The sequence below is a fragment of the Pseudomonas sp. FW305-3-2-15-C-LB1 genome, from assembly GCF_058787615.1.
Map to the genome: position 1 here is coordinate 395,558 of NZ_JBYSZX010000002.1, position 11,371 is coordinate 406,928.

The window sequence follows — 11,371 nt, forward strand, 5'->3', positions numbered from 1 at the left end:
AGGCTCCATCTGTAATTGCTGTAAGTCGATGGAGTGAAGATTAAACAGAGCCAATTCGATTAAAAAGCGCAAAAAACTGCTATAACCCATCTATAAATTTGTTCAAAGGCGGAGCATGCTCCGCCCTCGGCTTATTTCGGCGTGCAGGCCAGGGCGATACGCATCTTGATAATGGCGCGGTTGAACTTGACCGTGGTGTTGGTACTTTTGCCCGCCGGCACCGTGACCGTGCGGCGACGCGGCGATTCCGGGCCGTTGGTGAAGGTTACCGAGCACACGGCATCGTGGGTGCCGTAGTTATTGAGTTGGATCGAACTGATGTCGCCGTCCACGTCAGAGGCGGTGTAATCGATGCTCACGCCGTCGATCTTCTTGGTCACGTCGATGGGGTAGGCAAACGCACTCATCGGCAGCAGCGCCAGCAACACACAACAGAATTTTCTCATTCGGCAGTCTCCAATAAGGACAGCCAGCTTAGGACAAGAGGAGCCCATCTTGAAAGCGCCCCGCGTTACCCTCGATCAATGGCGCACGCTGCAAGCCGTGGTCGACCATGGCGGCTTCGCCCAGGCGGCCGAAGCGCTGCACCGTTCGCAGTCCTCGGTGAGCTACACCGTGGCCCGCATGCAGGACCAGCTTGGCGTACCGCTGTTGCGCATTGACGGGCGCAAGGCGGTACTCACCGACGCTGGTGAAGTGCTGTTGCGCCGCTCCCGGCAACTGGTGAAAAACGCCAGCCAGCTGGAGGACCTTGCCCACCATATGGAGCAGGGCTGGGAAGCCGAAGTGCGCCTGGTGGTGGACGCGGCCTATCCGAATGCGCGCCTGGTGCGCGCTCTTTCCGCCTTCATGCCCCAGAGCCGTGGCTGCCGCGTGCGCCTGCGGGAAGAGGTGTTGTCTGGCGTTGAAGAGTTGCTGATGGAAGGCGTCGCCGACCTGGCGATCTGCGGGTTCAGTATCCCCGGCTACCTGGGCACGGAAATGAGCGACGTGGAGTTTGTCGCAGTGGCCCATCCCGAGCACACGCTGCACCGCATGAACCGCGAACTGAGCTTCCAGGACCTGGAAAGCCAGATGCAGGTGGTGATCCGCGACTCCGGCCGCCAGCAACCGCGCGATGTGGGTTGGCTCGGCGCCGAACAGCGCTGGACCGTCGGCAGCCTGGCCACCGCCGCCGCCTTTGTCGGCAGCGGCCTGGGCTTCGCCTGGTTGCCCCGGCACATGATCGAGCGCGAACTCGCCGAAGGCGTTCTCAAGCAACTGCCGCTGGAACAGGGCGGTAGCCGCCACCCCACGTTCTACCTGTATTCAAACAAGGACAAACCCCTGGGGCCTGCCACGCAGATCCTCGTGGAACTGCTGCGCACCTTTGACACTGCACCGCTGGACGCGCCCTTCGCCGCCCCCCGGCAAGCCTGAAACGGAGTTCGCCCATGGCCTGGTTCGACCATGAAGGATGCAGCCTGCACTACGAGGAATATGGCCACGGCACGCCGCTGGTGCTGATCCACGGCCTGGGCTCCAGCAGCCAGGACTGGGAACTGCAGATTCCAGTGCTGGCCCGGCATTACCGCCTGATCGTGGTGGACGTGCGCGGCCACGGCCGCTCGGACAAACCGCGCGAACGCTACAGCATCCCGGGTTTCACCTACGACCTGATCGCCTTGTTCGAACACCTGGACCTGCCACCGGCCCACGTGGTGGGCTTGTCCATGGGTGGCATGATCGCTTTCCAACTGGCCGTGGACGAACCGGCGCGGGTCAAGAGCCTCTGCATCGTCAACAGCGCCCCCGAGGTCAAGGTGCGCAGTGCCGATGATTACTGGCAGTGGGCCAAGCGCTGGAGCCTGGCACGCTTGCTGAGCCTCTCCACAATCGGCAAGGCGTTGGGCGAACGGCTCTTCCCAAAACCGCACCAGGCCGACCTGCGCCGCAAAATGGCCGAACGCTGGGCAAAGAACGACAAACGTGCTTATCTCGCCAGCTTCGATGCGATTGTGGGATGGGGGGTGCAGGAACATCTTTCGCGCATTACCTGTCCTACGCTGGTCATCAGCGCCGACCACGACTACACCCCTGTGGCGCAGAAACAAAACTATGTAAAACTGCTGCCCGATGCGCGACTGGTGGTGATAGAAGATTCCCGCCATGCCACGCCCTTGGATCAACCCGAAGTCTTTAACGCAACCTTGCTCGAATTTCTAAAGACAGTCGAAACCACTACCCAGGATCACTGACCCATGCTGAAAAAAATCGCCTTCTTTGCCGGTTCTGTTCTGTTCGCCGCCAACCTGATGGCCGCCGAGCCCGCCAAGGCGCCCCACGTATTGATCACCACCACCAACGGCGATATCGAGATCGAACTGGACCCGGTCAAGGCGCCAATCAGCACCAAGAACTTCCTGGCCTATGTCGACAAGGGCTTCTACACCAACACGATTTTCCACCGTGTGATCCCGGGTTTCATGGTCCAGGGCGGCGGGTTCACCGCGCAGATGGCGCAGAAGCCGACCGACGCGCCAATCAAGAACGAAGCCAGCAACGGCCTGCATAACGTACGTGGCACCTTGTCGATGGCGCGCACCAATGACCCGAACTCGGCCACCAGCCAATTCTTCATCAACGTCGCCGACAATGCGTTCCTCGACCCAGGCCGCGATGCCGGTTACGCCGTGTTCGCCAAAGTGGTCAAGGGCATGGACGTGGTCGACATCATCGTCAACTCCCAGACCACCACTAAGCAAGGCATGCAGAACGTGCCAATCGATCCTGTCGTGATCAAGTCGGCCAAGCGCCTCGACTGAGCCTGGCAGGCAGTTCCGCGCGCAGCCCACAAGGCTGCGTGCGCATTTGAAAGGAGAGCCCGCACGGCGGGCGTCATACCTAATGCTCTATCGTCGCTTTGAACAACTGATCGACATCTTCCGCGACGCCCCCAGCGCCGCCCCGCCTGATAAAGTCCTGCCCTTCTACCTCTACTACCTGCGCCAGGTGTGGCCGCATTTCGCCGCCTTGCTGGTGGTGGGCCTGATCGGCGCGCTGATCGAAGTGGCGCTGTTCAGCTACCTGAGCCGCATCATCGACCTCGCCCAGGGCACGCCGCCCGCCGACTTCTTTCAGGTGCACAGCACCGAGCTGATCTGGATGGCCGTGGTCGCCCTGTTGCTGCGCCCGATCTTCGGCGCCCTGCATGACCTGCTGGTGCACCAGACCATCAGCCCCGGCATGACCAGCCTGATCCGCTGGCAGAACCACAGCTACGTGCTCAAGCAGAGCCTGAATTTCTTCCAGAACGACTTCGCCGGGCGTATTGCCCAGCGCATCATGCAAACCGGCAACTCCCTGCGCGACTCCGCCGTGGCGGCGGTGGATGCGATCTGGCACGTGGCGATCTACGCCATCAGCTCCCTGGTGCTGTTTGCCGAGGCCGACTGGCGCCTGATGATCCCGCTGGTGACCTGGATCCTCTGCTACAGCCTGGCGCTGCGCTACTTTGTGCCAAGGGTGAAGGAGCGCTCGGTGATTTCCTCCGAGGCGCGCTCCAAATTGATGGGCCGCATCGTCGATGGCTACACCAACATTACCACCTTGAAGCTGTTCGCCCATACCCGCTATGAGCAGGAGTATGCCAAGGAAGCGATCATCGAGCAGACCGAAAAAACCCAGCTGGCCAGCCGCGTGGTCACCAGCATGGACATCGTGATCACCACCATGAACGGCCTGCTGATCGTGACCACCACTGGCCTGGCGCTGTGGCTGTGGACGCAGTCGCTGATTTCGGTTGGCGCGATCGCCCTGGCCACCGGCCTGGTGATCCGAATCGTCAACATGTCCGGCTGGATCATGTGGGTGGTCAACGGCATTTTCGAAAACATCGGCCAGGTGCAGGATGGCCTGAAGACCATCGCCCAGCCGCTGGCGGTGATCGACCGCGACAATGCCCCGCGCCTGAGCGTGCCCCATGGCGAAGTGCGTTTCGAGCAGGTGGATTTCCACTATGGCAAGAAGAGCGGGATCATTGGCGGCCTCGACCTTGAGATCAAGGCCGGTGAAAAGATCGGCCTGATCGGCCCGTCCGGTGCGGGCAAGTCGACCCTGGTCAACCTGCTGCTGCGCCTGTACGACCTGCAAGGCGGGCGTATCCTGATCGACGGCCAGAACATCGCCGACGTCGCGCAGGAAAGCTTGCGCGAACAGATCGGCATGATCACCCAGGACACGTCGCTGCTGCACCGCTCGATCCGCGACAACCTGCTGTACGGCAAGCCCGATGCCACCGACGAAGAACTCTGGGCCGCCGTGCACAAGGCGCGCGCGGATGAGTTCATCCCATTGCTGTCGGACTCCGAAGGCCGCACCGGGCTGGATGCGCATGTCGGTGAGCGCGGCGTGAAACTCTCCGGCGGGCAGCGTCAACGTATCGCCATCGCCCGCGTACTGCTCAAGGACGCACCGATCCTGATCATGGACGAAGCCACCTCAGCGCTGGACTCGGAAGTGGAAGCCGCGATCCAGGAAAGCCTGGAAACCCTGATGCAGGGCAAGACCGTGATCGCGATTGCCCACCGCTTGTCGACCATTGCGCGGATGGACCGCCTGGTGGTGCTGGAGAAAGGCCAGATTGCCGAAAGCGGCAGCCATGCCGAACTGCTGGCCCATGGTGGGTTGTATGCACGGTTGTGGCAGCACCAGACCGGCGGCTTCGTCGGCATCGACTGACCCTTACAACCCCTTTCCGATCCAACCTGTGGGAGGGGGCTTGCCCCCTCCCACATTAGAGCCCTGGATTTGTGCCATAGCCGTGCTGTACTCAGTGCAGTGCCCAGACGGGCGCTGAAGTAAATCTGCAGGGAGCATCACTGATTTACTGATTGGGTAGAGCGATCTATCAAGGACGGGTTGCATGTCTTTGTTCAAGCGTTCAGTCACAGAGGGGTTGGGTACGTTTTGGCTGGTGTTGGGCGGGTGCGGGAGTGCGGTGCTGGCCGCGGCGTTTCCCGCAGTCGGGATCGGGTTGTTGGGCGTGTCCCTGGCCTTCGGGCTCACGGTGCTGACCATGGCGGTGGCCATCGGGCATATCAGCGGTTGTCACCTCAACCCGGCAGTATCGGTGGGGCTGGTAATGGGCGGAAGGTTTCCGGCCAGGGAGTTACCGGCGTACATCGTCGCGCAGGTGGTCGGTGGCACGGTCGCCGCTGCGTTGCTGTACTTCATTGCCAGCGGCAAGCCGGGGTTCGAACTGGCATCGGGCCTGGCGTCCAACGGCTATGGCGAACATTCGCCAGGCGGGTATTCACTGGCGGCGGGGTTTGTGTGTGAGCTGGTGATGACGGCCATGTTTGTGGTGATCATTCTGGGCGCCACCGACCGCCGCGTCCCCAAGGGCGTGGCACCCTGCGCCATCGGCCTGGCCCTGACCCTGATCCACTTGATCTCCATTCCCGTGACCAATACCTCGGTCAACCCGGCCCGCAGTACCGGCCCGGCACTGATCGTCGGCGGGTGGGCGATCCAGCAATTGTGGATGTTCTGGCTCGCGCCGATCCTGGGTGCGGTGATCGGTGGGTTCACTTATCGATGGCTGGGCAAGGAGGCGCCGGGCTGAGGCAAACGGGTTCAGCCCTGCCGATAAGGCAGGGCTGCTCTTATCGGACAGCCATTCACCCTTGATGGGCCTGCATGTACTGACGCAATAGCTGGTTAATACGCGTCTGGTAACCAGATCCTTGATCTTTGAACCACTCCAGTACATCAGCGTCCAGCCTGATAGTGACCGCCTGCTTCACTGGAACACGTAACTCGGCACGCCGGAAAAAATCGGCATCCAGCTCAGGAATATCGCTGGTATCGATCTCGTCATCACTCATTTTGGCCAAGCGCTCCCAGTCAGTTTTCGATGTTTGCGTCATAGTATTTGGCCTCCTTCTTGGTTGCTTTTCGGGCAGAAAGGATGCGAATCACACCACCATGCCGCTCGGTATATACGACCACACCCACTAACAATTTGATCCAGCCAATACTGATCCAACGCTCTTCGCCATAATCCGCTCGATCATCGCGTAAGGCCAGCATCGGGTGCCTGAAGATATCTGGAACGTCATTGAAATCGATGCCGTGTTTAATAATATTGGCTTTATTTTTGGATTCATCCCACTCAATAGCATGGCACGACCTGTATGTACTTTTGTACATACAGAATAGCAATTTCAGCCTTGCATGGAAGCGCCACAAGACCAGCAGCTCAGCCCTGCCGATAAGGCAGGGCTGCCCTTGCCTCCTGTGCATACGCCACGATCCCCACCCGTTCACGCTCGAGAAAATCCTCCACGGCATTCTTCAGTCCCGGATGGCGCAGGTAGTGCCACGACCGCGTGATCACCGGCTCGAACCCACGGATCAACTTGTGCTCGCCCTGCGCCCCCGCATCGAAGCGTTGCAGGCCGTGGGCGATGGCGTAGTCCATGCCCTGGTAGAAGCAGGTTTCGAAGTGCAGGCGATCAAACTCTGCCAGGCAGCCCCAGTAGCGGCCGTAGAAACTGTCGCCGCCGAGCAGGCTGAAGGCCATGGCTACCGGACGCGAGCCTTGCTTGGCCAGTACCACGCGGATCGCTTCGGGCATGCGCTCGGCCAGCAGGCTGAAGAAAGCGCGGGTCAGGTAGGGAGATTGGCGGCGCACGGCATAGGTGTTGGCGTAGCAGGCGTAGACAAAATCCCACTGCGCCTCGCTCAGTTCATGGCCTTGCAGCCACTCGAAATCGATCCCCTGCCCCGCCACTTGCTCGCGCTCCTTGCGCATCTGTTTGCGCTTGCGCGAGCTCAAGGCGTCGAGGAAGTCCTGGAAGTCGCGGTAGCCCCGGTTCTGCCAGTGATACTGACAGCCCAGGCGTTGCAACCAGCCCGCTTGCCGGGCCAGTGCAGCATCGGCCAGGTCATCCGTGAAGTTGATATGGGCGCTGGAAAGCTCCTCGATCTCGAGGTAACCCGGCAGGCTCTTGAGCAGCTCAAAACCGTCATCGGCACTCGCGGCCAATAAGCGCGGACCGCTGACCGGGCTGAAGGGTACCGCCGTGAGCAACTTGGGGTAATAGTCGATACCGGCGCGCTCGCAGGCATCAGCCCAGCCGTGATCGAACACGTACTCGCCATAGGAATGCCATTTGCGATAGCTGGGCAACGCCGCCACCAGCCGCTCACCCTCCCAGTGCAGCAAATGCTCCGGCTGCCAGCCCGATTGCGGGCCCAGGCTGGCGCTGTCTTCCAAGGCACTCAGGAACGCATGCCGCACGAACGGCTGCCCCTGCGGCACCAGCGCATCCCAGGCTTGCGGGGCAATTTCGGACAGGCTGTCCAGGCGTTGCAGCGGCATCGGCATCCTCACTGGTTCGGGGCGTGAAAGCCTGGCGAGTATCGCCGATTGCCAGCCCTGGCACATCCCCGATTCGCACGACAAGGCTCTAAACCAATAGTTCCGAACATAAATAATTTGTCATCTAGATGACATCACTTCGCCACTGCGCCGTCATAAACGGTCGCGATACTGACGCCTGTTTTTAGAGCGCCTGGTTCTACCCGGCGGCTATTTTCCGTCCGTCATCGGTCGGTTGTGTCCTGGATGGTTTGCCATCCCTCCTCACTTTCGGAGATTGATATGCGTCTTGCTTCCACTAAAACTGCGGCGGTCCTGTGCGGCGGCCTGTTACTGGCCCTGAGCGTTCCGGCCAGCGCTGCAGTCGACGCTAAATTGCTCGACATGCTCAAGGCCAACGGCCAGATCACCGCAGCGCAGTACACCGAACTGCAAAGCGAATTGGCCAAAGACCAGAAAGAACAGCAGATCGCACGGCAAGCTCAACAAGAGACCAACGAACAGATCGCGGCCACCGCGAAGAAAACCAATGAGCTGAGCAGCTTTGACCAGAAGCTGGCCTGGGCCGCCAAGACTCAGTTCAAGGGTGACGTACGTTTCCGTCAGGAAACCGTGAAAATCCAGGGCGAATCCAACAACGGCGGCCGTGACAAGGACCGTCAGCGCATCCGTGCCCGCCTGGGCGCCTACACCGAGATCAACTCGCAGGTCGACACCGGTATCCGTATTGCCACCGGCAGCAGCGACGATGCGCGCTCGACCAACCAGGACCAGGACAACTACTTCGACAAGAAGTCGATCTGGCTGGACCTCGGCTACATCGACTACCACCCGGACCAGATCAAGAACCTGCACGTGATCGGCGGCAAGATGCTGCAACCGTGGGTGAACATGGGCGACGTCATCTGGGATAGCGACATCAACCCTGAAGGCCTGGCCCTGACCTACAAATACCCACTGGGCAGCAGCGCCGAACTGTTCGGCAGCCTCGGCAACTACAACCTCAAGGACAACGTCGACGGCGACGGCGTGCAGTTCCGTCACGACCTGCGCCTGACCTCTGGCCAATTGGGCACACGCTTCTCGGTCACCGACAACCTGAAAATGACCCTGGGCGGCAGCGTCTACGCCTACCAGAATGACAAGGACAGCCGTTGCACAACCACCACCACGCCTTGCGCACTGGCGGTCAACGGTAACTCGGCCGACAACCAGTTCCGCCTGTATGAAGGCTTTGCCCAAGCCGACATTGGCGGCCTGGCTGTACCGCTGGCGTTCTACGGCCAGTACGTGAAAAACAACGACGCCGTGACCGACCAGGACACCGCCTGGCTGATCGGCGCCAAGTCGAAAGTGTTCGGCTTCAACCTGGACTACAACTACCGCGACATTCAGCGTAATGCCGTGGTGGGTGCCTTCACCGACTCGGACTTCGCCAACGGCACCACCGGTTCGCGCGGTCACAAGATGAAGGTCAGCTACGACATCGACAAGAACTTCGCCCTCGGTGCCACGTACTTCCTGACCAAGGCCGACTATGCCAGCCGCACCCAGCGTGATGCCAACACCAACACCCTGCAGCTGGATGCAGAAGCCAAGTTCTAACAGTAAGTGTTGAAAGCCTTGGGCCAGGACGGCCCGAGGTGGCTGTACCAGTCTTGCGTAGGTGGATCGGTCCCCATCATCCGTTCGCTCCACCCACGCGAGCCTGTTTATTCCCCGCCTTTATGATCCTTGAGCCGCTCGTCAGCCAGACGCTGCGCCAAGGCCTCCACACCGTCTACCGGTTCGTCCGGCATTATCCTCAGCGTCGCCTGCATCAGGCGCATCTGGCGGATAAACCGGCGGCAGTTCGGGCAGAACATCAAGTGATGACGCACCAGCAGACGTTCGCGAAAGGTCAACTGCCCATCGAGATAGTCACTGGAACGTGCCACTTGTTCTTTACAGGTCAACATTCGCCCGTTTCCTCAAAATGCTCCACCGTGGCGAAGACTTTAAGCCGTGCCCGATGCAACAGCACACGGACATTGGAGAGCGACAACGTCAGAAGATTACAGATCTCTTCCAACTCCAGGCCCTGGCGCTCACGCAGTACCAGCACACTGCTCTGCAACTCCGACAGGCTCAGGATCGTATGCTCCAGGCATTTGCGCAGTTCATCCTCGGTGAGCAAGGCTTCCGGGGTGTCCTGGTGCCAGGCATACGGGGCGACGGCCCAGTGACCATCGTCGGGGGTGAAGCGATCGTCACCGATAGTGCCGTGGGGCGAGGGCAGATCGTCGAGCAACACTTCGCGACGGTTCTGCTTGTAGCGCCCCTTGGCAGCGTTGGCGGTAATGGTCAGCAGCCAGGTCTTGAGGCTGGAACGGCCTTCGAACCTGGCCAGGTTGCGCACCACTGACAGCCAGGCGTCCTGCACGACTTCGTCGGCGTGACGCTGGCCGACGATGGCATAGGCCACCGCCCGCATGGCGCTCTGGTAGGTGGTGACCAATTCCTTGTAGGCCCGCTGCTCACCCTTGAGCAGGCGTTCAAGCAGGTGCGCGTCGTCCGCTGCTGCCATTCAAGACCTCGCCTGTCTTAGCGTTTGCGCAGGATCACGCTGCCGATCGAATAGCCCGCGCCAAACGAGCTGAGCACCGCCACGGAGCCCTTGGGCAGGTCATCCTGATTCTTGTGGAACGCAATCACCGAACCCGCCGAACTGGTATTGGCGTAGGTATCGAGGATCACCGGCGCTTCTTCCACCGTGGCTTCGCGGCCCAGCAGTTTCTTGACGATCAGGTGGTTCATGCTCAGGTTGGCCTGGTGCAACCAGAAGCGCTTCACGTCGGTCACGTTCAACTGGTTCTCTTCCAGGTGCACGCCGATCAGCTCGGCGACCATCGGACATACGTCGCGGAACACCTTGCGGCCTTCCTGTACGAACAGTTTGTCCGGCGCGCCGATGCCCTCTTCCGCGGTGCGGTTGAGGAAGCCGAAGTTGTTGCGGATGTTATTGGAGAACTTGGTCAGCAGCTTGGTGCTCACCACGTCGAACTGGTGTTCGGAGGTTGCCAGGTCGGCGCGCTCCAGGACCACGGCGGTGGCCGCATCGCCAAAGATGAAGTGGCTGTCGCGGTCGCGGAAGTTCAGGTGGCCGGTGCAGACCTCCGGGTTGACCATCAGGATCGCCCGCGCCTGGCCCAGCTGGATGCTGTTGGCGGCGTTCTGGATGCCGAAGGTGGCCGAGGAACAGGCCACGTTCATGTCAAAACCAAACCCTTCGATGCCCAAGGCTTCCTGGACTTCGATGGCGATGGCCGGGTAGGCACGCTGCAGGTTGGAACAGGCGACGATCACGCCGTCGATGTCGGCAGCGGTTTTGCCCGCGCGCTGTAGAGCTTGTTCAGCGGCGCCGACGGCCATCTGGCAGAGCACCGACCATTCGTCGTTGCTGCGCTCGGGCAGGCGCGGGGCCATGCGCTGCGGATCGAGAATGCCGTCCTTGTCCATCACGAAGCGGCTCTTGATGCCGGAGGCCTTTTCGATGAAGGCGGCGCTGGATTCGGTCAGCGGCTGCACGTCACCGCGCTCGATGGCGGCGGCGTTGTCGCTGTTGAACTGTTGCACGTAAGCATTGAAAGACTGCACCAGCTCTTCGTTGGAGATGCTGTTGGCCGGGGTATACAGGCCAGTGCCGCTGATGACGACGTTATGCACGGTCGTTCCTCTAAATCTGTCAGGCAGAAGATATTGGTACCGTCGTACCAAACTGTAAGTAGTCCGATTCCGCTCCGCGGACACCAAACTGGCATCGCTTTATTCCATCGCGCCGCAGCCTTTCGCGACGATCCCGGCATTTATAACCGCGAAGTTTGCCACAACCCTCGGAATTTGGCGCTATCTGTGGGAGGGGGCTTGCCCCGATAGCGGTGGGCCAGTCAACACATCCTTTAATGACAGACCGCAATCGGGGGCAAGCCCCCTCCCACACTGGACCTGTATTGCCCTGGAAACCGT

At 60.6% G+C, this 11,371-nt stretch carries 13 protein-coding genes; 6 read left to right on the forward strand and 7 right to left on the reverse strand.

What is annotated here, in order from left to right; translation table 11 throughout:
• Positions 1-131 precede the first annotated feature (131 nt).
• Entirely contained in the window at positions 132-446 is a 315-nt protein-coding gene (locus AC3WP7_RS05620; RefSeq protein WP_058425359.1) for a hypothetical protein, read from the reverse strand.
• Positions 447-495: 49 nt separating this feature from the next.
• Between AC3WP7_RS05620 and AC3WP7_RS05625 the strand changes: the two genes are divergently transcribed.
• The 5 genes from AC3WP7_RS05625 (at position 496) to aqpZ (ending at position 5,605) form a co-directional block, all read left to right on the forward strand.
• Entirely contained in the window at positions 496-1,419 is a 924-nt protein-coding gene (locus tag AC3WP7_RS05625) for a PA3225 family LysR-type transcriptional regulator (protein ID WP_071491349.1), read from the forward strand.
• A 14-nt stretch (positions 1,420-1,433) separates the two neighbouring features.
• Positions 1,434-2,237 (forward strand): alpha/beta fold hydrolase, encoded by an 804-nt coding sequence (locus AC3WP7_RS05630; RefSeq protein WP_093122127.1) that lies wholly within the window; start codon positions 1,434-1,436, stop codon positions 2,235-2,237.
• A gap of 3 nt (positions 2,238-2,240) precedes the next feature.
• Complete coding sequence (locus AC3WP7_RS05635; protein ID WP_071491351.1) at positions 2,241-2,804, forward strand: peptidylprolyl isomerase; 564 nt, start codon at positions 2,241-2,243, stop codon at positions 2,802-2,804.
• A gap of 82 nt (positions 2,805-2,886) precedes the next feature.
• Positions 2,887-4,719 (forward strand): ABC transporter ATP-binding protein, encoded by a 1,833-nt coding sequence (locus tag AC3WP7_RS05640; RefSeq protein ID WP_092242864.1) that lies wholly within the window; start codon positions 2,887-2,889, stop codon positions 4,717-4,719.
• A 184-nt stretch (positions 4,720-4,903) separates the two neighbouring features.
• Positions 4,904-5,605, forward strand: coding sequence for an aquaporin Z (gene aqpZ / locus AC3WP7_RS05645; protein WP_102592804.1), 702 nt, complete (start codon positions 4,904-4,906; stop codon positions 5,603-5,605).
• 55 nt (positions 5,606-5,660) lie between these two features.
• On the opposite strand, the gene AC3WP7_RS05650 is transcribed toward aqpZ, so the two are convergent.
• From AC3WP7_RS05650 to AC3WP7_RS05660, 3 genes are read right to left on the reverse strand one after another with little or no spacing between them, the layout of a single operon-like run.
• Complete coding sequence (locus AC3WP7_RS05650) at positions 5,661-5,909, reverse strand: BrnA antitoxin family protein (protein ID WP_093514034.1); 249 nt, start codon at positions 5,907-5,909, stop codon at positions 5,661-5,663.
• Positions 5,887-6,192 (reverse strand): BrnT family toxin, encoded by a 306-nt coding sequence (locus tag AC3WP7_RS05655; RefSeq protein ID WP_102592806.1) that lies wholly within the window; start codon positions 6,190-6,192, stop codon positions 5,887-5,889. The genes AC3WP7_RS05650 and AC3WP7_RS05655 overlap by 23 nt, the downstream gene beginning before the upstream one ends.
• Before the next feature lie 49 nt (positions 6,193-6,241).
• A complete protein-coding gene (locus AC3WP7_RS05660; RefSeq protein WP_092242859.1) occupies positions 6,242-7,366 on the reverse strand; it encodes a GNAT family N-acetyltransferase in 1,125 nt (374 codons plus the stop codon).
• A gap of 282 nt (positions 7,367-7,648) precedes the next feature.
• On the opposite strand from AC3WP7_RS05660, the gene AC3WP7_RS05665 reads away from it, so the two are divergent.
• Positions 7,649-8,971, forward strand: a complete 1,323-nt coding sequence (locus AC3WP7_RS05665; RefSeq protein WP_028617432.1) for a putative porin — start codon at positions 7,649-7,651, stop codon at positions 8,969-8,971.
• A gap of 107 nt (positions 8,972-9,078) precedes the next feature.
• Here AC3WP7_RS05665 and AC3WP7_RS05670 read toward each other — a convergent pair whose 3' ends face one another.
• Genes AC3WP7_RS05670 through AC3WP7_RS05680 form a run of 3 tightly spaced genes read right to left on the reverse strand, consistent with a single transcriptional unit; the run spans position 9,079 to position 11,071 of the window.
• Complete coding sequence (locus AC3WP7_RS05670; RefSeq protein WP_071491356.1) at positions 9,079-9,324, reverse strand: anti-sigma factor family protein; 246 nt, start codon at positions 9,322-9,324, stop codon at positions 9,079-9,081.
• Positions 9,318-9,932: an RNA polymerase sigma factor gene (locus AC3WP7_RS05675; RefSeq protein ID WP_092242857.1), complete on the reverse strand. Its 615-nt coding sequence runs from the start codon at positions 9,930-9,932 to the stop codon at positions 9,318-9,320. Before AC3WP7_RS05675 ends, AC3WP7_RS05670 begins: the two co-directional genes overlap by 7 nt.
• Positions 9,933-9,949: 17 nt before the next feature.
• Positions 9,950-11,071: a beta-ketoacyl-ACP synthase III gene (locus tag AC3WP7_RS05680; protein WP_071491358.1), complete on the reverse strand. Its 1,122-nt coding sequence runs from the start codon at positions 11,069-11,071 to the stop codon at positions 9,950-9,952.
• Positions 11,072-11,371: the final 300 nt, after the last annotated feature.